Raw genomic sequence first — 24,321 nt, 5'->3', positions numbered from 1 at the left:
CATGAACTTCGCGTTCAAGGGCCGCAACGGCCGCGGTGAGCTGGTTGAAGGCATCGTCGATGCCATCAACAGCGACGCCGTGGCTGCCCAGCTGATGGCCGGCGGCGTCGTGCCCGTCAGCATCGAAGCCACCACCGAGGCCGTCAGCGTGGCGGGCGGCGGCAACTGGCTCGAGGCCCTGCTCGCCAAGCCCATCACGCAGGAGGACGCCCTGGTGCTGACGCGTCAGATGTACACCCTGCAAAAGGCCGGCGTGCCCATCCTGCGCGCGCTGGCCGGGCTGGAGGCCTCCACCAGCCATCCCGGCATCATCGCCCTGCTGCAGGACGTGCGCGCCAGCCTGGATCAGGGTCGTGAGCTGGGCACCGCATTCGCGCGCCACCCGGCCGTGTTCAGCAGCTTCTACGTCGCCATGACCCGCGTCGGCGAGCTGACGGGCAAGCTGACCGAGGTCTTCCAGCGCCTGGCCGAGCACCTGGAGTTCGAGCTGGACATCCGCGCCCGCATCAAGCAGGCGCTGCGCTACCCCATCATGGTGATCGTCGCGATGGCCATCGCACTGATCGTCATCAACGTCTTCGTTTTACCGAAGTTCGCCGACGTCTTCTCCCACTTCAAGACCGAGCTGCCGCTGATGACACGCATCCTGCTCGGCTTCTCGGGCTGGACGGTGAAGTGGTGGCCCCTGGTCGTGGCTGCTGGCATCGGCGCGGCCTTGGCCTGGCGAAACTGGATCGCCACACCCGGCGGCCGCTACACCTGGGACCGCTTCAAGCTGCGCCTGCCCATCGCCGGCAACATCGTGCTCAAGGCCACGCTGGCCCGCTTCGCGCGCAGCTTTGCGCTGGCCAGCAGCTCGGGCGTGCCCATCAGCCAGGCGCTGACCGTGGTCGCGCAGACCGTGGACAACGCCTACATCGGCGCCCGCATCGAGCAGATGCGCGACGGCGTCGAGCGCGGCGAAAGCATCTCTCGTTGCGCGACGGGCACCGGCGTCTTCACGCCCATCGTGCTGCAAATGATTGCGGTGGGCGAGGAGACGGGCGAGCTGGATACCCTGATGACCGAGATCGCGCAGATGTATGAGCGCGAGACCGATTTCGCCATCAAGGGCCTGTCCGCCGCCATTGAGCCCATCCTGCTGAGCATCATCGGCGGCATGGTGCTGGTGCTGGCCCTGGGTGTCTTCCTGCCACTGTGGAACCTGGGCCAGGCGGCCATGGGGCGTTGAAGCGACGGCCAGGGCGTGAAGCCTGCAACGGTTTGCAGGCCGGTGTGGACCCGTCATAAAACTCGTGCGCAATTCACTTCTCATCGCTGAGCCGCTGCCCGATAGTCCTGTCACCCCCCGGACCACAGCGCCCAGAGCGCAGGAAGGCACCCCATGAACAAGTCTGTGCAAGCTGGTTTCACCCTGATCGAACTGGTGATGGTCATCGTCATCCTCGGCGTGCTGTCGGCCGTCGCCCTGCCCAAGTTCGTCGCCGTTGATGACGACGCCAAGCAGGCGGCCGTCAACGGTTTTGCCGGCGCGCTGAGCTCGGCCTCGGCCATCAACTACGCCGGCCGCAAGGCCAACGGCAACAACGGCGTGGCCGTGACCAAGTGCTCCGACGTCATCGCAATGCTGCAAAGCCCGCTGCCCACCGGTTTCTCGGTCACGACGGACAGCACCGCTGCCGCCAACATTACCGTGAGCACTTGCGAGCTGACCGGTCACATCGACAAGAAGGCCACCTTCACCGTCACCGGCATCCTTTGATCCCATGACCCACGCCCCGCGCGCCGACGCGGGCTTCACGCTGATCGAGCTCATCCTCGTCATCGTGATCACAGCCGCCCTGGCGGTGTTCGCCCTCCCCAAGGTGGTGGACACGACGCTGTGGCGGCTGCGTTCTTTTGGCGATGACCTTCAGGGCCGCCACCAGGCCATGCTCAGGCTGGCCCTGCAGCAGCGCCGCCCCATCATCGAGACCATCAGCAGCACCGGCGTGAGCTGGGCCTACGGCAATGGCAGTGGCACCGCCATCGCGACGCTACCCTGCCCTGCGACCGAAAGCCCTTGCTTGTCCTCCAGCGGCACAGTGACCTTCAACAGCGGCAACAGCGGCGCGACGACGACCCACACGGGTGGCGCGCTGACCGTCACGGTCGCCTCCAGCAATTACAGCCAGGCCTACCGCATCGAGGCGGATACGGGCCTGATCTACGCGACTCCTTGAGGCTTGACCCATGAGGCGCTCGGCTAGCATCCCCCGCATGCCGGCCATGCCCCGTCGGCCGCGCCAGTGCGGCCTGAGCCTGATCGAACTCCTGCTCTTCATCGTCGTTGTCAGCATCGCGCTGGCCGCGCTGCTGAAGGTTTTCGTCACGGCCACGACGGCGAGCGCGGAACCCATGATCCGCCGCCAGCAGCTGGCCATCGCCGAGTCGCTGCTGCGCGAGGTGGAGCTGATGAACTTCACCTGGTGCGACCCCGACGATGCCAACGTCGCCACGGCCACGTCGGCCACGGTGTCGCCAACCGGGTGCGCAACGCTCGTCGAAGGCAGCGGCACCGAGCCCGGCGAGACCCGCTACGGCACCACCTCCTTCGACAACGTCAACGACTACGCCGGCTTCTCGATGAGCGGCATCCGCGACGTGACCAACACGGCCATCGCCGGCCTCGGCGGCTACAGCGCCTCGGTCGCCGTGACCTCGGCCGCCCTGGACAACGTCGTGGCCGGCGAGGCGCTGAAGATCACCGTCACCGTCACTGCGCCCGACAGCAGCACGCTGACCTTGCAAGGCTGGCGCACCCGCTATGCCCCCAACGATGCGAACTGAAGGCGTTCGCTCACGCCAGCAAGGCTTCACGCTGATCGAGGCGGTGATGACCATCGTCCTCACCGGCATCGTCATCACCATCGTCTCGGTCTTCATCGTGCCGGCGACGGATGCCTACTTCGCCAGCAACGACCGCGCCCAGCTCGGCGAACAGGCCGACACCGCGCTGCGCCGCATCGCCCGCGACCTGGCCGGTGCTCTGCCCAACAGTGTGCGCGTGAAGGGCAACAGCCTGGAGCTCATCCCCGTCAGCGGAGCGGCGCGTTACGCCACCGCCGGTGCCGGTGCCTTGCAGTTCGGCGTCGCGCCCGTCCCCAACTTTGCCATCGTTGGGCCGCCGCTCGCGATCAGCCATGCCAGCCAGAAGCTGGCCTGGTACAACCTCGGCGCCGACACGCCGGACGCCGACGCCTACGCCGGTGACAACGTGCGCATCTCCGGCAACGCCGCGGGCAATGCCGTCAACGTCGGCGTCGCGGGCGCAGCGCTGCCCAATGCGCTGCAGTCGCCGCCATATCGCGTCTATGCCATCGAGTCACCCGTCAGCTACACCTGCAATATCGCCGCCGGCACGCTCACCCGCTACAGCGGCTATGCCGCGACAGCCAGCCAGGCCGACCCGCCGGCAGGCACCGCCGCCGTGCTGGCCCGCAACGTCACCGCCTGCAGCTTCAGCTACAGCACGGGCGCGGCGACGGCCCGCTACGCCCTCGCCTCGCTGCAGATTTCGCTARCCCGCAACGGCGAGACCGTGTCTCTCTATCACGCCGTCCACGTGGACAACCTGCCATGAGAACGCTGCGCGGCTTCACGATGATGTCCATGCTCTTCATCCTCGTGGTGCTGGCCGCGCTGGGCGTGGCGCTGGCCTCGCTGAGCCAGCGCCAGCAGCTCGGCTCGGCCGGCGAACTGGCCGCGGCCAAGGCTTACCAGGCCGCCCTGGCTGGTCTGGATTGGGGCAGCTACCAGGTCCTGCGCGGTGCCGCCCAGCCCATCTGCTTCGCCACCAAGAGCATCGCTCTGCCCGACCAACTGTCCGACTTCACCGTCACCATCACCTGCGCGCGCAATCCGGCCGCCGGCACGGTGACCGACGGCGAGCAGCAACTGGCCTTCTACGTCGTGCAGGCCACCGCCTGCAACATCGCGAGCGGCGGCGCCTGCCCCAACGGCAGCACCACCGAGCCCACCTACGCCGAGCGCCAGCTCAGCCGTACCTTGTCGTACAAGACATGCACGCCGCCCGCTGTCTCCTGCTGATCGCCCTGGCCCTGCTGTGCGGCCTCGCGCAGGCCGCGTCCAGCTACACCTTCCGCAGCGACAGCTATGCCTGGGAGACGGCCGCCAATGCCCTCGCGTGGGACCGCAGTTGCACCAGTTACCCGGGCGACGACGACAAGGCCACCATCACCTTCACCGGCGGCTTCAAGTTCACCTTCGCAGGCACGGCCTACACGTCGGTGCGCGTGCTGACCAATGGTGGACTGCAGTTCGGGACCGACACCGGGTTCTTTCGCACCTACACCAACACCGCCCTGCCGGCCGGCGCGGCCGACACGCAGAGTGGCTGCGTTGCCTCGGCCACGACCAACGTCATCCTGGCCTACTGGACCGACCTCGACCCCAGCCGCGCCGGCAGCGGCGGCGTGACCTGGGAACAGAAGGGCACGGCGCCCAACCGCTACGTCGTCGTGTCCTGGAACGGTGTCTATCAGTACAACACCAGCACCCCCTACACCTTCCAGATCATCCTGTTCGAGAACGGTGAGTTCAAGTACCAGTACGGCAACGCCAATGCGAGCGGCTCCAACGCCACCATTGGCGTGCAGGTCAGCAGCAGCGACACCACCCAGTACTCCTACAACAGCGGCTACAACGCCAACGGCAGCGCCATCCGCTGGTTCGTGCCCAACGGCACGCCGACGCGCCGCGCCGAGTACCGCTTCGACGAATGGAACTACAGCGGTCGCGTCGGCGAGGTGGCGGACAGCAGCGGCAACAGCAACAACGGCGTGCGCATCGGCAACGCAGTCACCTCGGCCACGGCCAAGGTCTGCCGCTCGCTCAGCATCCCGGCCGACACGACGAGCGCCAGCCACGCAGTGGACACGCTGCTCGACGTCAACTCCGGCGTCGGCGACAAGGGCGCCGTGACCTTCTGGTACGACGCCAGCACGGCCTGGAACAACTCGGCGGCGATGCTGCTGGACGCGACGACGTCCACGAGCAAGCCCTTCTTCCTGGTGCGCCAGAGCGACGGCTCCCTGCGCCTGACCGTCACCGACAGCAACGGGCTCGTGGTATCGACCGCCACGCCGGCGCAGTCCGTCGCCGCGAGCACGTGGAAGCACATCGGCATCACCTGGAACCTGGCTACCGGCACCAACCAGAGCACGCTGCGCATCTATCTCAACGGCGTTCAGGTCGGCGCCACGACGGCGACGACGAGCGGCACTCTGGACAACAGCATCGGCACCCTCTTTGTCGGCGACAACCGCAGCAGCACCGCGCCCACCAATGGCACGCTGAGGTCGGCCAACGGCCTCATCGACGAAATGCGGGTCTACAACTACGAGATCAGCGCGCTGGAGCTGACGGCCGACATGGCGCCGGCCTCGCGCACTTGTCCGCTGCCGCTGGACCACTACGAGGTGTGGCTGCCATCCACCAGCCTGACCTGCCTGCCGACGACGGTGACCGTCAAGGCCTGCGCCACCAACGCCGCCAGTTGCAGCGTCGAGACGACGGTCAACGGCACGGCCACGCTGACGACCAGCGCCGGCACGCTAGGCAGCAGCGCCCTCAACTTCAGCAACGGCGTCGCGACGACGACGCTCAGCCTCCCCGGCGGCGCCGACAACACGAACGTGACGCTGACGCTGAGCTCCGAGAGCACCGCCGCCGCCAATGCCCGTGAATGCTGCCCCGATGGCGCCAGCTGCTATGTGTCCAACAGCTGCTCGACGACCTTCAAGCGCTCCGGCTTCCTGGTCTCCACCACCACCACCGGTGCTGCGATCACCCTGCCCATGCAGACGGCTGGCACGGCATCGGCCTCCTATTGGCTGCGTGCCGTCAAGTCCGGCACCAACAACCAAGCCTGCGAGGCTGCCTTGACTGGTTCCCGCAACGTCAACTGGGGCTATCAATGCCTCAATCCGGCGAGCTGCGGTGGCAGCAACCTGATGAGCGTCAATGGCACCGCCGTTGCCGGCAACGCCAGCGGCGTGTCCACCGCCACGGCCGCTGTGCCGATGACTTTCGACACCAACGGCAACGCTCCCTTCACGCTGACCTTCAACGATGTCGGCCAGACGTCGCTGTTCTTCAACTACGCGGTCAACCCCGCAGCCGGTGTTGACATCAACGGCACAGGCAACGCCTTCGTCACCAAGCCGGCGCGCTTTCTGATCTCCAACGTCGCCAGCGGCGCCAAGCCCAATCCCGCCGCGGCCAATGATGCCGGCGGCTCTTTCGTGGCTGCAGGCGCCAGCTTCGGCGCCCGTGTCACCGCCGTCACCTCAGGGGGAGTTGCCACGCCCAATTTCGGCAAGGAGTCGACGCCCGAAGGCGTGTTGCTGACACCGACCCTGGTGCTGCCTTCGCCGGGCGCCTCCGGCACGCTGACCAACGGCACCGTGGCCGGCAGCCTGTTCATCAACGGCGTCGCCAACGTCGGCAATCTCAGCTACGCCGAGGTCGGCATCATCACGCTGACGCCTGCCCTGGCCAGTAGCGGCTACCTCGGTGTGGCCGCACCGACCGGCGCCGTGACCGGCACGCCCACCGGCAATATCGGCCGCTTCATCCCGGCCGGCCTCACCGTTACGCAGGGCCTGCCTACGCATCGCAGCGATCTGGCATGCGCGCCGGCCTCCACTTTCACTTACCTGGACGAGAACTTCAGCCTCGCGTTCACGCTGACGGCCGTCAATGCCGCCGGCAACAAGACCAGCAACTACACCAGCAATGCCAGCGGCAACTTCACCAAGCTCCCCCTCGGCACGCATGGCAGGTTCAATCTTGCCGGCATCGCCGGTGCAACGAAGTTTGCCGGCCGCGTCGGCGCCTCTGCCAGCGCTGGAACCTGGACGAACGGCACGGCCTCGGTGACCCTCACCGCCAAAGTCGCGCGTGGCGCGACAGTCGACGGTCCCTTCAACAGCGCTCAGTTCGGAATCGCGCCGGTCGATGATGATGGCGTGGCCATGGCCGCCTTCGACCTCGACACCGACGCGGTAGCCGGCAACGATCGAACGCAGGTCAATTCCTCCGGCCCTTCCGGGCAAATCCCCCTGCTGTACGGCCGCCTGCGCCTACAAAATGCGCTCAGCGCCGCCAACCGCACGCTGAAACTACCGTTGACCGCCCAATCCTGGAACGGCACGGCCTTTGTTACCAACGCCTTGGATTCCTGCACCCGCATCACCGCCGCCAACCTCAGCTTCGGTAACTTCCGCAAGACCCTCACCGACGCGGACGCGGTCATGTACCCCAACGTCCCCAACACCGCCGTTGTCGTCAATCCGCTGCAGCCGACTTACATCACTTTGGCAGCCCCCGGCGGCGGCCGCCTGGGCAGCATGGACGTGGCCGTGGCCTTGGGGTCCACGGCCACCGACGCGTCCTGCCTGAAGACGGCCGGCGGCTGGGCCACCGCCGCGAAGCCCGCCACGGCCGGCGCCAACCTCGCATCGCTGCGCGGCGCCTGGTGCGGCGCTGCCGCCACCAGCGACCCCAGCGCCCGCGCCACCTGGGGCCTGTACCGCGGCAGCGACGGCGTCGTCTACCAGCGGGAGAACTATTGATGCGCTGGCCCTGGTCCACCCGCCGCAACGGCCAGCGCCTGCTGCTGCGCCGCGTTGGCGAACAGCATGCCTTTGTGCTGACCGACGGCCCACCCGGTCATGACCAGGACCAGCCGGCCCGGCTGCTGCGCTGGGGCCTGATGAGCGAGGCAAAACCCGTCACCTCGGGCGACGCCATCGCGCTGCTGGACCCGGCCGACTACCAGATCCTCAAGGTCGACACCCCCCATGTGCCGCCGGAGGAGCTGAAGGCCGCGGCGCGCTGGCAGATCAAGGAGATGGTCGACGTCGACGTTGCCGAACTGACGCTGGATGTCATGCACGTCGGTGGCGACGTTGAGCGCGCGCAGCGCCAGCTCTTCGTCGTCGCGGCCCGCAACAGCGCCATCAAGGCGCTGACCAACGGCGCGGCGGCCATCAGCGGCAACATCACCATCGTCGATGTCTGGGAGACGGCCCTGCGCAATCTGCTCGCCGCCCAGGCCCGTGCCGATGACCTCGCCTCCCGCGCCTGCGCCGCCGTCCATATCGACGAACGCCACTGCCTGCTGGTCGTCAGCGCTGGCGATGAGCTTTTCTACACGCGGCGCCTCGAAGGCGACGCCGGCCTGCTGGCGCGCGCGCGCGGCGAGCAGGCCGACGCCGGCGCCGCCGAACTGCCGCTGGGTTTCGAATACCAGCCCGGCGGCACCTTCGACGCCAGCACCACACAGGAGTCGCCCCTGGTCGTCGAGCTGCAACGCTCCATCGACGTCTGGGAGCGCAGCTGGCCCGAGCTGCCACTGGCGCGGCTGTACGTCATCACGGCCGAGCACGGCGCGGAGGTCGCGACGCTGATCCAGCGCGAGCTCGGCCAGCGCACCGTGGCTCTGAATCCGCTAGCCGCCTTCGCGCCCGACGCGCCGGCCCCCGAGGGCGACGCAGCCCAGGCCCTGGGCGCCTGCCTGCCGCTGCTGGGCGCCGCCTTGCGCACCGAGACTCGAAAGCTCTGATGGCCCAGCAAATCAACCTGCTCACGCCGATCCTGCTAGCACCCAAGCGCTATTTCTCGGCGCTGACGCTGGTGCAGGCCACGGGCCTGCTGTGCCTCGCGGGCCTGGCTGCGGCGCTGTGGCTGCAGCAGCGTGACCGCAGCGCCGAAGCCCAGCATCAGGCCGTCCTTGCGCAATACGCGACGGAGCGCCAGCAGTTGACCGTGGCCCGCGCCAACCTGCCCGCGCCGCTGGATGCCGCCACGGTGCAGCAGCAACTGCTGCCACTGGCGGCCGGCAACGCTGATCGCCGTGCGCTGCTGCAGGTGCTGGGCGCCGACGCAGCCGGGCAGCGCCATTCCGACCTGCTCGCACTGATCGCGCGCACCCTGCCCGAACCGGCCTGGCTCAGCGAGTTGCGCTACACGCCGGGCCGGGTCGAACTCGTCGGCGGCACGCTGGACACCGCCATGCTGAGGCCCTGGCTGGCCAGGCTCGCGGTCCATCCGCTGTTGGCCGGTCAACAGCTGTCGGCCCTGCGCGTCGAGCGCCTGGGAGCACCTGGCACCGAGACGGGCGGCAACCCGCTGCTGTCGCGTGACAGCCCGCTCGTCAGCACCGGCCTGCCGGTCTGGGCCTTTCGCGTGGTCAGCGCGCCAGCCCATGCGGCCAGCGCCGCAACCGGAGGCGCACGATGAAGGCGCAGACGACCATCGATCTCGCGCTGCTGCGGCGCCGCCTGGCGCCCTTGCTGCAGCGCTGGGAACGCCAGGCCAAGCGCATTGACGCCCTCAGCCTGCGTGAGCGCGCCATCCTGTTCCTCAGCATCGTGGCGGTACTGGCCCTGCTGTTCGACTCCTTCGTGCTCGCGCCGCAGTCCGCCCGCGCCAAGCTGCGCAGCAACGCTCAGGCGCAGCAGGCCGCCGAGATCAGCAAGCTGCGCGAGCAGTTCATCAGCGCCAGCGGCAGCGGCGGCACGCCGGCCGAACAATTGCAAATCCAGCTCGAAAGCGCCCGCAACGAGCGCCAGCGCCTGGACAGCGAATTGCGCCAGGCCAGCACCGTCAACCCCGCCGAAGGGCTGTCGGCCCTGCTGCAGCGTGTGCTGGCCCAGCAGCCGGGCCTGGTACTGGAACGACTGACGCTGCTGGACGACACGCCCGTCAGCCTGCCGTCTGCATCGGCATCGGCAGCAGGCAACGCGCTGCCACCGAGCATGCCAGGCATGAGCTGGCAGGGTGTCGAGCTGCAGCTGCAAGGCAGCTACCGCGACACCCAGCACTATGTGCAGGCCCTGGAACGCGAACTGCCGGCGTTGCGTTGGGGCGAGATGCGCCTGAGCAGCGGCGGCCCCAACGAGGTGCCGCGCCTGCTGGCCCGGATCTATCTGCTGAAGGTGCAGCCATGAGAGCGGCATTCATCGCCCTGCTGTTCGCTGCGCCGCTGGCCCAGGCCGCCGACGAACCCACCCGCGACCCCACGGCCTGGCCACCCGCGCTGCGCAGCGCCATGGCGGCCTCGGCCGCACCGGCTGCCTCTGGCGTTGCGCCGGCCGACAACGCCATCCGCCAGGTCGTCTTCGCGGGAGGCCGCGCGTATGTCGTACAGCGCGGCCGCCGCTATGGCGTGGGCGAACAAATTGAAGGCGCACGCATCGAGCGCATCACCGAACAGGCCGTTTGGCTGCGCGAGGCCGGCCAGGTCCGGCGCGAGCCGCTGTATGGCGGCGTCGAGAAGCGCCCGCCTCCGGAGGCGGCCCGGGCTGCATCCGGCGTGAAGAAATCCAAGGAGAAGCCATGAAGGCCCCCGTCCATCGACTCCTGCTGGCCAGCTCAGCCGCTGCGCTGCTGGCAGCAGGACTGTCAGGTTGCGCCGACAAGCCGCTGCGCGTGGCCCAGCCCAGCCAGGCCCTGCGCGAGGAGCTGCAGGCCCAGCGAGCCGCCCCCGCCGCCTCTGGCGTGCCCGCACCGGTCGTGGTGGCGACGCCCGTACCGCCGCCCGCCCCCGCGCTGCCGCCCGAGCCACGCTTCGACCTCATCGTCAATGGCGCGCCGGCCCGTGACGTCTTCCTGTCCCTGGTCAGCGACACGCGCTACAGCATGCTCGTGCATCCCAGCGTGTCGGGCCAGTTGTCGGTCACCCTCAAGGGCGTCACGGTGCGCGAATCGCTGGACGCCATCCGCGATGTCTACGGCTTCGACTATTCCATCGACGGCCGCCGCATCACCGTCTTTCCGCCCACGCTGCAGACCCGCGTCTTCACGATCAACGCGCTGGCCCACCAGCGCAGCGGCCGCAGCGAGGTTCGCGTCAGCTCCGGCGCCGCGCCGGCCAGCAGCCAGAACGGCGCCGCCGGTGCAAGCGGCAACACTGGCAGCGCCACCGGCGGCAGCACGACCACGGTCCAGCAGCAGGAGAGCAGCCAGCTCAGCACCAAGGTGTCGAGCGATTTCTGGGGCGAGACCAACAACGCGCTGAAGGCCCTGGTCGGCAGCGGCGAGGGCCGCGCCGTCATCACCAGCCCGCAGACCGGCACGGTCGCCGTGCGAGCCATGCCGGAGGAGCTGCGTCACGTCGAGGCCTGGCTGAAGGCGACGCGCATCGCCGTCGAGCGCCAGGTCATGCTGGAGGCCAAGATCGTCGAGGTCGAGCTGCGCGAGGGCTACCAGAGCGGCATCGACTGGTCGCGCATCGGCGAGCGCAGCGCCATCGGCCAGACCAGCGTCAACCCCTCCATCCCCAGCGGCGTCAGCAGCATCATCAATCCGCTGGTCAGCAACACGCGCGGGCTGCCCACCCTGTCCAGCGGCACGCAAAGCCCGGCCTGGCCCGACCTCATCCCCCTGCCCTCATCCGGCGGCGGCACGCTAGGGCTGGCGCTGGCGCGCGGCGGCTTCCAGGCGCTGCTGGCCTTCGTCGAAAGCCATGGCGACACGCAGATCCTGTCCAGCCCGCGCATCGCGACTCTGAACAACCAGAAGGCCGTGCTCAAGGTCGGCACCGACGACTACTTCATCACCGGCATCAGCGGCAGCAACAGCGGCACCAATACCGGCACCAACGGCACGAACGGCACCACCAACCAGATCCCGACGCTGACGCTGACGCCTTTCTTCAGCGGCATCGCGCTGGACGTGACGCCGCAGATCGACGCGGCCGACATGATCACCCTGCACATCCACCCCTCGGTCTCCAACGTGACCGAGAAGATCAAGCAGGTCGATCTCGGCTCGGTCGGCAACTTCCGCCTGCCGCTGGCCAGCGCCAGCGTCAACGAGAGCGACACCGTGGTGCGCATCCCCGACGGCCACATCGTCGCCATCGGCGGCCTGATGCAGATGGAAGCCACGCGCCGCGGCTCGGGCGTGCCGGGTGCCGACAGCAACCCGCTGACGTCCATGCTGTTCGGCAACCGTGCCAACAATGGCCGCAAGCGCGAGCTCGTCGTCCTCATCAAGCCCAGCATCATCCGCAGCGCGGAGGACTGGGAGCAGCACAACCGCCTGGTCAGCGAGTCCCTGGACGACACCGAAGGCCGCACGCGGCGCGTGATCCGGGTGGATGGCGCGGCGGCGGCGCCGCAAAAGTAAGCGGTGGCGGGAAAAGTGGCCGGGTCCGCATCCGTGCCCACTCGCACAGCGTGGACGGTCGCGGCCGTCGCGGCCGTCGCACTAGCGCTGGCCGCAGGCAGCTGGCTACTGAACCGATCGGCCGAGGCGCCCACCTCACTGCCGCCCACCCAGCCAGCCCCGCCCTCGGCAACGCTTCTAGGAACGTTGCTACAGCCGATCGTTGACGCGAAGGCCGATGCCGCTACCCAGCCGGCGAGCGCGGCCATGCCGGCTGCGCTTCCCCCGTCCCTGCGCACGCCGGCCTCATCGACACCCGATGAACTGCGCACGGTGCAGCGTGCGCTGGAAGAGGGCGCGACGCCAGCGCAGGCGCGCAGGGCAGCCGACGTGCTCGAGCGATGCGAGCATGCGACCCAGACGATCGAATTCGCGTACAGCGTACGCGACCAGGGCGGCCCGCTGCGGCAAGTGTTCGAGAAGACTCCTGGCTTCAACATGGACCAATGGATCAAGGAGAAGCAGGACTTGCAGCGACGCTGCCAGTTCTTCGACACGGCCACCCTGGCGCGCAGGGGCGAGTTTCTGAAGCGAGCCTACGAGGGAGAGCTCCCTGGCATGGCGCTGGCGTACCTGCTGTGGCTCAACGCCCATGCCAACCAGGCCGTCGCCGCACCGGAACTGCTCGGCAAGCTGCAGCGCGAGGTGCGGCAGACCGCCGAGGACGGCGACCTGGAGGCGTTGTCGACCTACGTCCATTCATTCGGCGCGCTGGGCGAGACGGCGATGCAGCGGCAGGCCTACAAGGAAGCGTGGCTGCGCATCCTGACTGAAATGTCCGGCCCGGCGGCGACCAAGGAAAGCCGCGATTCGATGGAGAACGTCGAGAAGATGATGCGCCAAGGGCGCTGGGCGCCGCCGGCGCTGAGCGCCGACGAACAGCGCGAGACCGATGCGCTGACGGAGCGTGTGGTTGATGCCTGGCGCAAGCRCCACTAGGAGGCTCGGGCCGGAGCGCCCTCAGCGCGAGCTGGCCGGCAGCGCGCCCGGCAAATGCGTTGCCTCCCAACCGAGCAGCTTGCGTATCTCCCCTGGCACCGGCAGCGGCTGAACGCCCTCCGGCACACGAGCGAGTTCAAAGCGGCGCAGCTCCGGGCTGCGGAAGACCGCCCCTTCGTAGGCCAGCAGCGCCTTGCCGGTGGCTTCCACACCTGGCGCTGACTGGCGAAGGGCGTCGAGGCTGGCGAAGTGGGCCTGGCAAGCCGCTTCCGGCAGCGGCGCCCAGCTGATCAGCGGTTGGCTACTGCCCGCGCGCAGATAGACGTTGCCGTCGACGCGGCTCATCATGGTCTGCGTGACCTTGCCGCAGGTGACCGCCGCCTGTTCGACGCGCAGCAGCGGACCCTTCACGGTGGCATCGGCCACCAGCAGATTGCCCTCGAAGACATGGCCGACGCGCTCGTTCACGCCCGGCCCGGTCTGCGGGTGCCAGCCGAAGTGATCGGCCTCGGCACTGCGCTCATTGCGGTCGATCAATGCGGGTGAGTTGACGAAGGTGTTGTGCAGAACCCGCGCATCCGAACTGTTCAGGATGCGGATGCCCTGCTGGTTGTTCACGAACACATTGCCGGCCACAGTCACGCCCTTGCTGATCTCGAAGAACAGCCCCGCCATCGTGCCCTCGACGTAGTTGTTGACGAAGACGCCGTCGACATTGCCCACGTCGTACCAGACGCCGTTGGAGTGTGGCTGCTCGACGATGAGGTTGTCGCGCACGACGACGCGGTAGGACTGGTTGAAGATCTTCACGGCCGACGGGTAGTAGCCGGTCAGCTTCTCCACGTTGTTGCGCCGGATGAGGTTGCGCTCCAGCAGCACGTCCGACGAGCCGATGACATAGATGCCCTCGGTGCCGGTGTCGCTGATGAGGGAGTTGCGGATGACGAGCCCGTCGCCGCGGAAGTAGCCGGCCACGCGCGAGCAATGGCTGATGGTGACGTTCTCCAGCAGCGTGCCCATGACCTCCTTGCCGTGCTCGCTTTCAGGTGACGGGCCGACGGGATCGTCGGTCGGTTCTTCCGACACCAGCGTCGACGGCTTCTTGCCCTCGATGTCGATGGCCCGGTAGGCGTATTGCGTGAAGGTGATGCCGCGCAGAGTCGGGCCCTTGCGGTCCGACGGCTTGCCGTGGACTTCGCGCGAGGGGCGGTGCAGGGCGATGTCGTGCGCCGTGATCTCGACGAGGCGACCGGTCGGGTCGGCGCCGATGTAGACATGACCCTTGGCGTAGTCGACGTAGTAGGCCTTGGCACTGACCTCGCCTTCCCAGCCCGCGGACTGCAGCGGCTCGCCGTCGATGAAGACCATGTCGTTGTTGAAGCGGTGCAGCGGCGTCTTCATGCCCTCACGCTCCCGTTGCCACCAGCCCAGCGGCTGGGCCGGGAACAGCGTGGCCCATTTCGTGCGCCAGACGTTGTTGCCCAGGCTCTGCCACTCGATCGCCACGCGCGTGCCCTTGAGCACAGGCACTTCATCCAGATAAGGCTGGATGGTGATGCCTTGGTTGAGCTGAAGACCGCCGGTGCGGTAGGTGCCGCCGCGCATGACGATGGCGTCGCCGGTGACGACGCGCGTCACTGCAGTTTCGATGGACGTTGCCTCGTTGATCGACGCACCGGAAGCCTCGGCCTTGCCGTCAGGCGCCACGAAATAGACGTGCGGCGCCTTGGGCACCGCGTAGCGTTGCGGCACCGGACCATAAGGGCCGCCCGAGGGCTGGGCCATGGCGGTGGTGGCCAGGATCTGTGCGGCCAGCAAGCCGAGAGCGCCGATCCAGCGGCGGGATGGGAGCAAGGACATCGTGCGGTCTCCATGCGCCTTAAGGTAGCGCTACCAAATGCAATGGCGCGCACGCTATCACTGTTTGCGCCGCGCCGAGGCGCCTGGAGATCCGCCGCGTGACTTCAGCGCGGCTTGGGGCCCACCAGGCCCAGCGCCAGCGCAATGCCGACCAGCACGATGGCGCCGCCGGCCACCATCTGGGACGTGATGGCTTCCTGCAGGAAGAGCGCCCCCCACAGGATGGCAAAGAGCGGGATCAGAAAGGTCACCGATACCGCGTTCGTCGGCCCGACTCGGCTCATCAGCCGGAAATAGAGGATGTAGGCCAGCGCCGTGCACAGGCCGGCAAGCGCCAGCGCCGAGCCCCAGGCGACGTTGCTCGGCATGGCGGCCGGCCACAGCCAGGCGGCTGGCAGCGCCAGCAGCACGGCGGCGGCGAACTGGCTGCCAGTGGCCACGGCGAGAGGAGAAACGCCGGCCAGATAGCGTTTGGTTGCGTTCGCCGCGATGCCGTAGCAGAGGGTGGCCGTCGCGCAGGCCAGCACGGCCCAGAAGCCCGAATGGTCCTCGCCGGGCTTGAAGCCGGCCTTGTCCCAGGCCAGGAAGGCCACGCCCGCAAAGCCGATGACGAGGCCGAGCACGCGCCATGGTGTCAGCCCCTGGCGCAACCAGACGAAGGCGACGACGGCCGTCCACAACGGCGTCGTCGCGTTGACGATGCTGGACAGGCCGGCCGTGATGGACAGGGCCGCGAAGGAGAACAACGCAAACGGGATGGCGCTGTTGAGCGCGCCGACGAGCAGCAAGCCCTTCCAGTGCTTGCGCAGGTCAGCCAGATTGCCGCGCGCTGCCAGCAGCGGGATCAGCATGGCGCTGGCCAGGCCGACGCGCACGGCCGCCAGCGCGATTGGCCCGAACTCATGGGCCCCGAGGCGCATGAACAGGAAGGAGGCGCCCCAGAGCGCGGCGAGCAGTACCAGCTCGCCGATGTCGAAAGCCTTCATGCGGTAACACCCTCCAGGCTCAACAGGGCCTGCTTGCGCTCCAGCCCGCCGGCATAGCCGGTCAACGAGCCATCGGCGCCGACGACGCGATGGCAGGGCACGAGGACGGAGATCGGGTTGCGCCCGACTGCGGCGCCCAGCGCTCGCGCCGCGCTGGCGCGCCCCAGGCGCTCGGCCAATGCGCCATAGGTCGAGGGCTGCCCCGGCGCGATGGCCAGCAGCGCCTGCCAGACCTCGCGCTGAAAGGCCGTGCCGGCCGGGTCCAGCGGCGGCAGGTCGAAGGACTTGCCACTGAAATAGGCCGTCAGCGCCGCTTCGGTGGCCGACAGGACGGCGTCGCTGCCGTCGTCCTCGGGTACGTCCAGCGTGCCGGGATGGTGCTTCTGCCCGTCAAACCACAGGCCCGACAGGCCCGCGGCGCTGCGTGCGGCCGTCAGCGGGCCGAGTGGGGTTTCGATCCTGCGTTGCAAAACGTGATGGTTCATCGAGTAACTCCGATCTTTCTGATTGGCCGCGCGACTGCCGCGGAACTGGCTTTGCCAGGCCGCTGGCAGTGCCCCCTTGAGGGGGCGCGCGAAGCGCGTACGGGGTGGGTCAAGCCCTTCTCCACAGATGAAGGACGGCGTAGCTGCGGTAGGGGCGATAGTGCTCCGCGGCTTCGAGATAGGCCTTGGGCGACAGCAACGGGCCTTCGCGGCTCAGGGCCTTGCGCAAGACAACGTCGCCGGGGGGGAAGGCGTCGGGCCAGCTCCAGCCCCGCATCAACATGTAGCCGGCTGTCCAGGGGCCGATGCCGGGGATGGCCGTCAGCTCGGCGGCAGCGGCTTCTGGTGAACCCTCGTGGCGGGCAAAGGCCAGCGTCGGCCAGGCCTGGGCCAGGGCGATGAGGCTGTCGGCACGCCGGCCAATGATGCCGAGTGACGCGATGTCGTCGCGCGTCGCCTCGGCAATGCGCTCGGGTGCGGGGAACAAGCGTTGGCAACCTTCCGGCGCGTCAGGCAAGGCTTCGCCGAAACGCTCGACGAAACGGCCGGCGAGTGTGCGAGCGGCCGCCACGGTGACCTGCTGGCCCAGCACGGCGCGTACCGCCAGCTCGAAGCGGTCCAGGCAACCCGGCAGCCGCTGGCCTGCGACGGCCGCCTCGCCCAACGCAGCGGCGATGGCCTCGGGTTCGGCGTCCAGGTCCAGCCAGCGGCGCAGCAGCGGCAATAGCGAGCCGACGGCAGGCCAGAGCGTGGGGGACAGTTCGACGCCGACCTCTCCCGCCTTGGCGAAGCTCACGCGCAGCCAGCCGGCATGGCGCCGGCCGGCGTGAGTCAGCGCCAGGGAGCGTGTGACGCCGCCCTCCTCCACCCGCTCAACCCCCGTGATCGCACGCGGCGCAAGAAACGCCAGCACGCCAGCCACGTCATAGGGCTGGCGGTAGCTCAGCCGCAGCCGCGACACGGGGGCCGCACCGCCACCCTCGCGCCGCAGGGCTGTGGGCTGCAGGCGGTAGTGCTCGACGAAGGCGGCGTTGAAGCGCCGCAGGCTCGCATAGCCGGCCGCGAAGGCGATCTCGCTGACGGGCAGCGTGCTGTCGGTCAGCAGGGCCTTGGCGAGCAGCAGACGGCGCGTCTGCAAGTATTGCAAGGGCGACACGCCGTGCTCGGCCTGAAAGATGCGGCGCAGATGCCGGCTCGTGATGCCGAGATGGGCTGCCAGGTCTTCGACGCTGGCCTCGGCGTCATCGCAGGCATCCAGCCAGGCAGCGGCCTGCTGGGCGAGCGTTCGCGAGGCGTCCATCGTCGTCCACGGCAGGGCGCGCGGTGCCAGCTCGGGCCGGCATTTCATGCAGGGGCGAAAGGCGGCGGCTTCGGCCTGGGCCGCCGTCGAGAAAAAGCGGCAGTTCTCGCGCCGCGGCAGGCGCACCCGGCATACAGGGCGGCAGTAGATGCCGGTGGACGTGACGCCCACGTAGAGCCGCCCGTCGAAGCGCGCGTCGTGCGACTGCAGGACGGCGTAGGCGGCGTCAGGTGGGAGGGTCTCGGACAACATGCAGCCAGTCTAGGACGGGCCCCTGCCAGATCCTGGCAGTTTTCGGACATGCCCCCAGAACTTACTGGAGGTAGCGGCGGCGGATGCGGGCGACGGTGCCGTCTTCTTCAAGCTGGCGGTAGGCCGCGACCCAGCGCCGTGCCTCCGCGGCATCGAGCCCGAGCGACGCGGCCATGTAGAGCGTGGCTTCGCCGAGCGTCGTCTGCAACACGAAGAGCATGCGGGCTTGGCCATACTCGTCCATTGCGGCCTCCAGCATGGGCGTGCCGGCGTAGACGGCATCCAGCGCCTGCTCGCGCAGGAGGCGCAACAGGTCGCGGTAGTCTTTCGCTTCGACGATGGTCTTGAAGCGCTCGGCCCGCAGATTGGCCGCAATGGGTGAGCCGCGCAGCACGCCGATGCGCAGCTCACGCAACTGGTCGAGCTCCAGGCGCGACTCGGTCGCGAGGGTGTAGAGGCCGTAGCGCACCGTCATCAGCGGCACCAGCCACTGGAAGCGGGCCTCGCGGTCCGGCGTCCGCGCCAGCGGAAAGATGCCGTAGTGCCGCCCCTGCTCGACCGTGCGCACCGCGCGCGCCCAGGGGACGTAGCTGACGAGGGCCGGCCTGCCCAGGCGCTGGGCCATGGCAACGGCCAACTCGTGGGCGAAGCCGCGTGGGCCACCGCTCGCCTCCCACGCAAAGGGTGGCAGATTCCCGGCCACCCACTCCAATGGCGGCGCGGCCTGGGCCGTGCCCAGCAGTACAGCCGGGGCGAACAGCAGGCAGCGGCGGGACAACAGCATGCCCCGACTCTAAGCCGGGTGAAGGCCGTTCTACATCGCCTTGAACAGATGAACGTAGGCGCGGCTGACAGGCAGCTCGCGAGCCTGGCCGCGAATGCGCACGAAGAGCCGGCTCTGCTCGTCGCGGCGCGTGCCGGCGAGGTGGTCGAGGTTGATGATGGTGGAGCGGTGCACCTGCCAGAAGCGGTCGGGGTCCAACTGGCCACCGAGCTCGAAGATGGGCGTGCGGATCAGGTGTTCGGCAGTGGCCGTCTGCACGACGGTGTACTTGTCGTCTGCGTGGAAGAACAGCACTTCATCGACGGGAATCTGGTGCATCAGCTCCCCTTGGGCGGCGCGGATATAGCGCAGCCGTGCCGATGCTGCGGCGGGCAACAGGCGCTTGAGCGTCTCGGCCAACGCATCGTCGCCAGCCGGCGGTGGCGCCTCCTGGCGCAGACGCGTCACACACGCGGCCAGGCGCTCGGCTTTCAGCGGCTTGAGCAGGTAGTCGACGGCGCGGGCCTCGAAGGCTTCGACAGCGTACTGGTCGTAGGCCGTCACGAAGACAACGCGCGTTGCACCCTCGATGCCCTGGGCCACCTCCAGGCCGGTCAGGCCGGGCATCTGGATGTCCAGAAAGGCCAGGTCGGGCTCGAGGTCGGCGATGGCTTCGGCGGCCTCGACGCCGTTGGCGGCGATCCTGACGATCTGCAGCTCGGGCCAGGCCTGGGCGAGCTGGGCCTTCAGGTATTGGGCCAGGTGGGGTTCGTCGTCGGCGATGAGGGCTGTCGTCATGGTGTTCAGGCAGAAAAGGGAATGCAGATGCGGGCGCGGGTGCCGCCGCCTTCGCGGGGTTGAAGTTCGAGCGTGGCGCGCAGGCCCCAGCGGGCTTTGAGCCGCTCGCGGATGTTGTCGAGGGCGACGCCGTTGCCACCTCGCCGTTTCGGGGCGTCCAGCCCCTGGCCATCGTCGTCGACATCGATGACCAGCGTGTCGGCCTCACGCCGCGCGCTGACGACGATCTCGCCGCCGGCGATCTTGGGCTCCAGGCCGTGGTGGATGGCGTTCTCCACCAGCGGCTGCACGAGCAGCGGCGGCAATTCGATGCCGTTCAACTCAGCGGGCAGCTCCAACCGCACGCGCAGCCGCTCGCCCATGCGCAACTGCATCAGCGCGAGGTAGGCGTCGAGCATCGCGAACTCCTGGGCCAGTGTCGTCGTGTCGCCGCGCAACTGGCCCAGGCTGGCGCGCAGGTAATCGGTGAAGCGCTCCAGCATCTGCTTGGCCCGCGCCGGGTCGAAGTCGATCAGGCTTTGCACATTGGCCAGCGTGTTGAACAGGAAATGCGGCTCGATCTGGCCCTGCAGCAGCTTGAGCTGGGCCTCGGTCACCCGGGCCTGCAGCATCTCCTGGCGCCACCGCGCGCGGTAGCGAAAGCTCGCCACGACGGAAATGAACACCGAGATCAGCAGGAACTGGCGCCAGAAACCGAAGCTGGCCAGCAGCTGCAACGTGTTGCCGTTGCCCATCCAGATGCGGTCGACCAGCCACATGCCAACGACCACGCCAAGCAGCGCGCAGCTGATGGACAACACAGAGAAGAACAGTCCCGAGCGCCAGTCGCGCCAACCCATGACGGTGTCCAGCCAGCGCTGCGGCGCCAGCCGCTCGAAGGCGCGAAAGATGCTGAAAAAGCCGATCGACACACACAGGCTGACGAGCATGTTGCCTGGCATCAGGGCCTGCCACCAGAAGAGCGAACCGAGATTGCCCTGTTGCAGGCCGGCCATGACGGAAAAAACGGTGCCGAAACCAAGCGTCCAGATCAGGTAGATCAGCAGCCGAAAGCGCATCCGGTCCGGGCGATGCTTCATCAGCACGCGCTGGTGGCGCAGGGCCTGGGCGAATTCCTCGGTGAATGTCATGGGGCGCGAGTGTAGGAAGCCGCGGCGGCATGCCCCTTGCATGAGTGACGAATCGACAGCCGATGCGACGGATGGTCGGCCACGGGCCGTGCCTACAATCCGGCGCGTTTTCAAAACCCAGTATTCGAGGGCATTTCATGCAGGTTCACGCATCCATCTTCAAGGCCTATGACATCCGTGGCGTCGTCGGCCAGACCTTGAACGAGGAGCTCGCAGAGCACCTGGGTCGTGCCTTCGGCACCGAGGCCAAGGCCCTGGGCGAAAAGGCCGTCGCTGTCGGCCGTGACGGCCGCCTGTCGGGCCCCGGCCTGGTCGCAGCACTCTTGCGTGGCCTGCGCTCTACGGGCCTGGACGTCGTCGACATCGGCGCCGTGACCACGCCCATGCTCTATTACGTCGCTGCCACGCGCGGTGCGCACGGCTGCAGCTCCGGCATCATGGTCACGGGCAGCCACAACCCCAAGGACTACAACGGCTTCAAGATGGTGCTCAAGGGCGCCGCCGTCTATGGCGAGCAGATCCAGGGCCTGCGCCAGCGCATCGAAGCCGAGGACTACGCCAAGGGCAAGGGCCGCGGCGCCAAGATGGACATCGTGCCCGAGTACACCCACCGCGTCGTCAACGACTGCAAGCTGGCCCGGCCGATGAAGATCGTCGTCGACAGCGGCAACGGCATCCCCGGCGCCTCGGCCCCGGCCATCCTGCGCGCTCTGGGCTGCGAAGTCATCGACATCTTCTCCAAGGTCGATGGCGACTTCCCCAACCACCATCCGGACCCGAGCCGTCCCGAGAACCTGGAAGACCTGAAGCGCGTCGTCCACGCGACCGGCGCCGAGCTGGGCCTGGCCTTCGACGGCGACGGCGACCGCCTCGGCATCGTCACCAAAGACGGCGAGATGATCATGCCGGACCGCCAGATCATGCTGATCGCGGCCGACATCCTGAAGCGCCAGAAGGGCGCCGAGATCATCTTCGACGTCAAGTGCACGCAGCGCCTGGCACCGTGGATCAAGAAGCACGGCGGCAAGCCGCTGATGTGGATGACCGGCCACTCGCTGGCCAAGGCCAAGCTGAAGGAGACCGGCGCGCCGCTGGCCGGCGAGCTGTCGGGCCACATCTTCTTCGCCGAGCGCTGGTACGGCTTCGACGACGCGATGTACACGGCCGGCCGCATGCTGGAGATCCTGTCGCGGGCCAAGGACCCGAGCGCCGTGCTGCAGGCCCTGCCCAACAGCTTCAACACGCCCGAGATCAACGTGCCCTGCGCCGAAGGCGAGCACCACGAGGTCGTCAAGACGCTGAAGGCCCAGACGACGCTGGCCGACTTCCCCGGTGCGAACGAGTTGATCACCATCGACGGCCTGCGCATCGAGTACGCCGACGGCTTCGGCCTGMTSCGCSCGTCCAACACSACSCCSGTGCTGGTGCTGCGCTTCGAAGGCCATACGCCCGAGGCGCTGGAACGCATCCAGCACGACGTGCTGGAGCAACTCAAGCGCGTGAAGCCGGACGCCCAGTTCGCAGCGGGCCACTGATTCCGAAGCGGCCACAGAGCCGCCCAAGACCAATCACAGGGAGAACGACATGCCATTGATCGGAGGCCTGCACATCCTGATCGCGCTGTTCTGCGCGGTCCATGTCGTGCGCAGCGGCCAGCAGCTGTACTGGCTCTTCATCCTGTTCGCCTTCCCATTGCTGGGGAGCGCGGTCTATTTCTTCGCCATCTACCTGCCCAACTCGCGGCTGGACCAAGGCGCACGCAAGGCGGTGTCCGCGGCCGCGCGGGCCCTCGATCCCGGTCGTGAAGTGCGGGAGGCACGCATCGTCTACGACGTGTCGCCCTCGGCCCAGAACCAGATGCGGCTGGCCGAGGCGCTGCTGAATGCCGGCGAGGCCAAGGAGGCCGCCGAGCTGTACGAGGGCGCACTGAAGGGGCCGTTTGCCAGCGACCCCGACCTGCGCTTCGGCGCCGTGCGCGCCCACGTGGAGTGCCAGCGCTTCGACCCGGCGCTGAGCCATCTGCAAGTACTCAAGGCCGAACGGCCCGATTACCGTCCCGACCAGGTCCTGCTGCTGCTTGCACGCTGCTTCGCCGGCACGGGCCGGCAGGCCGAGGCCCGCGAGAACTTCGAAGCAGCAGTGCGCCGGTTCGGCAGCTTCGAGGCCAATGCCGAGTATTCGATCTGGGCCCTGGCCACCGGCGACGCCGCCACGGCTGCCCGCCTGCAGACCGAGATCGATCGCCAGGTCCAGCTCTGGAATCCTGTCAGCCGCGAACTGAATGACCCGGTCATGCGTCGGCTCAAGGCCGCGCACGAGCTGGCACGCAAAGGTGGTTGATGCCTGAGGGCCTCGCGCTGGCCCTGTATGCAACCGCGCTGCGGCTGCTGACGCCCTTTTATCTGCTGCGGCTGTGGCGACGCGGCGCCAAGGAGGCGCTCTACCGGCACGCCCTCGGCGAACGCCTTGGTTTCTACGCAGGCTCGGCCGAACCTGGCCGGCTGTGGATCCATGCCGTGTCACTGGGCGAGACGCGCGCGGCCAGCGCCCTCATCACGGCCCTGCGCGGGCGCGAGCCCGGCCTGCGCCTGCTGCTGACCCATTCCACGGCAACCGGCCGCGAAGCCGGCCAAGCCCTGCTGCGCGAGGGTGATGCCCAGGCCTGGCTGCCCTACGACACACCCGGCGCCGTGCGCCGCTTCCTGCGCCATTGGCAGCCCAAGGTCGGCGTGTTGATGGAAACCGAGGTCTGGCCGACATTGCAGCGTGAAGCCGAAAGGGCCCGGGTGCCCATGGTGCTGGCCAACGCGCGCCTGTCGGAGAAAAGCCTGCGCCAGGGCCGGCGCCTGGCGGCACTGATGCGGCCGGCGGCACGCCGCATGACGCTGGCCCTGGCCCAGACCGAGGCCGACGCCGAACGCATCCGCGCGATGGGCATGGCCCGTGTCGAGGTGGCCGGCAACCTGAAGTACGACATCGCGATGGACCCGGCCCTGATCGCCCGCGGCCAGGCTTGGGCCGCCCTCCTGGACCGACCCGTGCTGATGCTGGCCGTCAGCCGCGAAGGCGAGGAGCAGGCGCTTCTTGCCGAGTGGCTCAGGCTGCCCTCCCCTCGACCGCTGCTGGCCATCGTGCCCCGCCATCCCCAGCGTTTCGACGAGATCGCAGCGCTCATTCAGGCTGCCGGCCTGACGCTGGCGCGCCGCAGCCAGTGGGGCGATGAGCCGCCGCCCGAGGCCCTCACCGTCGACGTCTGGCTGGGCGACTCCATGCGCGAGATGCCGCTGTACTACGGCCTGGCCAGCGTCGCGCTGCTCGGCGGCAGTTTCGCGCCACTGGGCGGCCAGAACCTCATCGAGGCCGCGGCCTGCGGCTGCCCGGTGCTGGCGGGGCCGCACACTTTCAATTTCGCCGAGGCGACCGAGCTGGCCGTGTTGTCCGGTGCGGCGCTGCGTTGTGCGGATCTGCCTGACGCCACCGCCCAAGGCCTCCTGCTTTGCGGCGATGTCGTGTCTCGCGAGGCCATGGCGGCGCGGGCACGAACCTTCGCCCGGGCCCACCAGGGCGCGGC

The 24,321-nt window shown here is 68.4% G+C and carries 23 protein-coding genes; 16 read left to right on the top strand and 7 right to left on the bottom strand.

What is annotated here, in order from left to right; all coding sequences use genetic code 11:
* The first annotated feature begins 1 nt into the window (after position 1).
* The 13 genes from ACXJKJ_RS23025 (at position 2) to ACXJKJ_RS22965 (ending at position 13,176) form a co-directional block, all read left to right on the top strand.
* Complete coding sequence (locus ACXJKJ_RS23025) at positions 2-1,231, top strand: type II secretion system F family protein (protein WP_457352699.1); 1,230 nt, start codon at positions 2-4, stop codon at positions 1,229-1,231.
* A 153-nt stretch (positions 1,232-1,384) separates the two neighbouring features.
* A complete protein-coding gene (locus tag ACXJKJ_RS23020; RefSeq protein ID WP_082532924.1) occupies positions 1,385-1,762 on the top strand; it encodes a type II secretion system protein in 378 nt (125 codons plus the stop codon).
* A gap of 4 nt (positions 1,763-1,766) precedes the next feature.
* A complete protein-coding gene (locus ACXJKJ_RS23015) occupies positions 1,767-2,222 on the top strand; it encodes a type II secretion system protein (RefSeq protein ID WP_056202265.1) in 456 nt (151 codons plus the stop codon).
* Between the two features lie 37 nt (positions 2,223-2,259).
* Complete coding sequence (locus ACXJKJ_RS23010; RefSeq protein WP_457322779.1) at positions 2,260-2,829, top strand: type IV pilus modification PilV family protein; 570 nt, start codon at positions 2,260-2,262, stop codon at positions 2,827-2,829.
* Positions 2,819-3,622 (top strand): type II secretion system protein, encoded by an 804-nt coding sequence (locus ACXJKJ_RS23005; RefSeq protein ID WP_457392771.1) that lies wholly within the window; start codon positions 2,819-2,821, stop codon positions 3,620-3,622. The genes ACXJKJ_RS23010 and ACXJKJ_RS23005 overlap by 11 nt, the downstream gene beginning before the upstream one ends.
* On the top strand, positions 3,619-4,089 hold the full coding sequence (locus tag ACXJKJ_RS23000; protein ID WP_457392768.1) for an agglutinin biogenesis protein MshP: 471 nt from the start codon (positions 3,619-3,621) through the stop codon (positions 4,087-4,089). Before ACXJKJ_RS23005 ends, ACXJKJ_RS23000 begins: the two co-directional genes overlap by 4 nt.
* A complete protein-coding gene (locus ACXJKJ_RS22995) occupies positions 4,062-7,637 on the top strand; it encodes a DUF6701 domain-containing protein (RefSeq protein ID WP_457392765.1) in 3,576 nt (1,191 codons plus the stop codon). Before ACXJKJ_RS23000 ends, ACXJKJ_RS22995 begins: the two co-directional genes overlap by 28 nt.
* On the top strand, positions 7,637-8,629 hold the full coding sequence (locus ACXJKJ_RS22990; protein ID WP_457392763.1) for a hypothetical protein: 993 nt from the start codon (positions 7,637-7,639) through the stop codon (positions 8,627-8,629). The genes ACXJKJ_RS22995 and ACXJKJ_RS22990 overlap by 1 nt, the downstream gene beginning before the upstream one ends.
* Positions 8,629-9,306: a hypothetical protein gene (locus tag ACXJKJ_RS22985; protein ID WP_457392760.1), complete on the top strand. Its 678-nt coding sequence runs from the start codon at positions 8,629-8,631 to the stop codon at positions 9,304-9,306. Before ACXJKJ_RS22990 ends, ACXJKJ_RS22985 begins: the two co-directional genes overlap by 1 nt.
* Positions 9,303-10,016: a hypothetical protein gene (locus ACXJKJ_RS22980; RefSeq protein ID WP_056202246.1), complete on the top strand. Its 714-nt coding sequence runs from the start codon at positions 9,303-9,305 to the stop codon at positions 10,014-10,016. The genes ACXJKJ_RS22985 and ACXJKJ_RS22980 overlap by 4 nt, the downstream gene beginning before the upstream one ends.
* The gene (locus tag ACXJKJ_RS22975; RefSeq protein WP_056202243.1) at positions 10,013-10,408 is read left to right on the top strand and encodes a hypothetical protein; all 396 of its coding nucleotides are present in this window, start codon (positions 10,013-10,015) and stop codon (positions 10,406-10,408) included. The genes ACXJKJ_RS22980 and ACXJKJ_RS22975 overlap by 4 nt, the downstream gene beginning before the upstream one ends.
* Positions 10,405-12,198 carry a secretin N-terminal domain-containing protein gene (locus ACXJKJ_RS22970; protein WP_457392756.1) on the top strand — a complete coding sequence of 598 codons (1,794 nt, stop codon included), beginning with the start codon at positions 10,405-10,407 and terminating at the stop codon, positions 12,196-12,198. Before ACXJKJ_RS22975 ends, ACXJKJ_RS22970 begins: the two co-directional genes overlap by 4 nt.
* A gap of 3 nt (positions 12,199-12,201) precedes the next feature.
* Positions 12,202-13,176, top strand: coding sequence for a hypothetical protein (locus ACXJKJ_RS22965; RefSeq protein ID WP_457392754.1), 975 nt, complete (start codon positions 12,202-12,204; stop codon positions 13,174-13,176).
* A gap of 21 nt (positions 13,177-13,197) precedes the next feature.
* Here the strand turns inward: ACXJKJ_RS22965 and ACXJKJ_RS22960 are convergent, their stop codons facing one another.
* The 7 genes from ACXJKJ_RS22960 to ACXJKJ_RS22930 form a co-directional block, all read right to left on the bottom strand.
* Positions 13,198-15,036, bottom strand: a complete 1,839-nt coding sequence (locus ACXJKJ_RS22960; RefSeq protein WP_457392751.1) for a right-handed parallel beta-helix repeat-containing protein — start codon at positions 15,034-15,036, stop codon at positions 13,198-13,200.
* Positions 15,037-15,140: 104 nt separating this feature from the next.
* Entirely contained in the window at positions 15,141-16,022 is an 882-nt protein-coding gene (locus ACXJKJ_RS22955; RefSeq protein ID WP_056202226.1) for a DMT family transporter, read from the bottom strand.
* Positions 16,019-16,507 carry a methylated-DNA--[protein]-cysteine S-methyltransferase gene (locus ACXJKJ_RS22950; RefSeq protein ID WP_457392748.1) on the bottom strand — a complete coding sequence of 163 codons (489 nt, stop codon included), beginning with the start codon at positions 16,505-16,507 and terminating at the stop codon, positions 16,019-16,021. The genes ACXJKJ_RS22955 and ACXJKJ_RS22950 overlap by 4 nt, the downstream gene beginning before the upstream one ends.
* Positions 16,508-16,616: 109 nt before the next feature.
* Positions 16,617-18,059, bottom strand: a complete 1,443-nt coding sequence (locus ACXJKJ_RS22945; RefSeq protein ID WP_457392746.1) for an Ada metal-binding domain-containing protein — start codon at positions 18,057-18,059, stop codon at positions 16,617-16,619.
* Positions 18,060-18,120: 61 nt separating this feature from the next.
* On the bottom strand, positions 18,121-18,843 hold the full coding sequence (locus ACXJKJ_RS22940; RefSeq protein ID WP_457325035.1) for a substrate-binding periplasmic protein: 723 nt from the start codon (positions 18,841-18,843) through the stop codon (positions 18,121-18,123).
* Between the two features lie 30 nt (positions 18,844-18,873).
* Complete coding sequence (locus ACXJKJ_RS22935; protein WP_457392743.1) at positions 18,874-19,620, bottom strand: LytR/AlgR family response regulator transcription factor; 747 nt, start codon at positions 19,618-19,620, stop codon at positions 18,874-18,876.
* A 5-nt stretch (positions 19,621-19,625) separates the two neighbouring features.
* Positions 19,626-20,750, bottom strand: coding sequence for a sensor histidine kinase (locus ACXJKJ_RS22930; protein ID WP_457392740.1), 1,125 nt, complete (start codon positions 20,748-20,750; stop codon positions 19,626-19,628).
* 137 nt (positions 20,751-20,887) lie between these two features.
* On the opposite strand from ACXJKJ_RS22930, the gene ACXJKJ_RS22925 reads away from it, so the two are divergent.
* The 3 genes from ACXJKJ_RS22925 to ACXJKJ_RS22915 form a co-directional block, all read left to right on the top strand.
* Positions 20,888-22,285 carry a phosphomannomutase/phosphoglucomutase gene (locus ACXJKJ_RS22925; protein ID WP_457392737.1) on the top strand — a complete coding sequence of 466 codons (1,398 nt, stop codon included), beginning with the start codon at positions 20,888-20,890 and terminating at the stop codon, positions 22,283-22,285.
* A 49-nt stretch (positions 22,286-22,334) separates the two neighbouring features.
* Positions 22,335-23,090: a tetratricopeptide repeat protein gene (locus tag ACXJKJ_RS22920; protein ID WP_457324004.1), complete on the top strand. Its 756-nt coding sequence runs from the start codon at positions 22,335-22,337 to the stop codon at positions 23,088-23,090.
* Positions 23,090-24,321 (top strand): 3-deoxy-D-manno-octulosonic acid transferase (locus ACXJKJ_RS22915; RefSeq protein ID WP_457392734.1); only part of this gene is annotated, 1,232 nt, incomplete at its 3' end. The genes ACXJKJ_RS22920 and ACXJKJ_RS22915, both read left to right, overlap by 1 nt.

It is taken from the genome of Roseateles sp. P5_E1 (genome assembly GCF_054049335.1).
The sequence above is the reverse complement of the archived record's forward strand: the minus strand, read 5'-3'. Positions and strand labels throughout refer to the sequence as shown.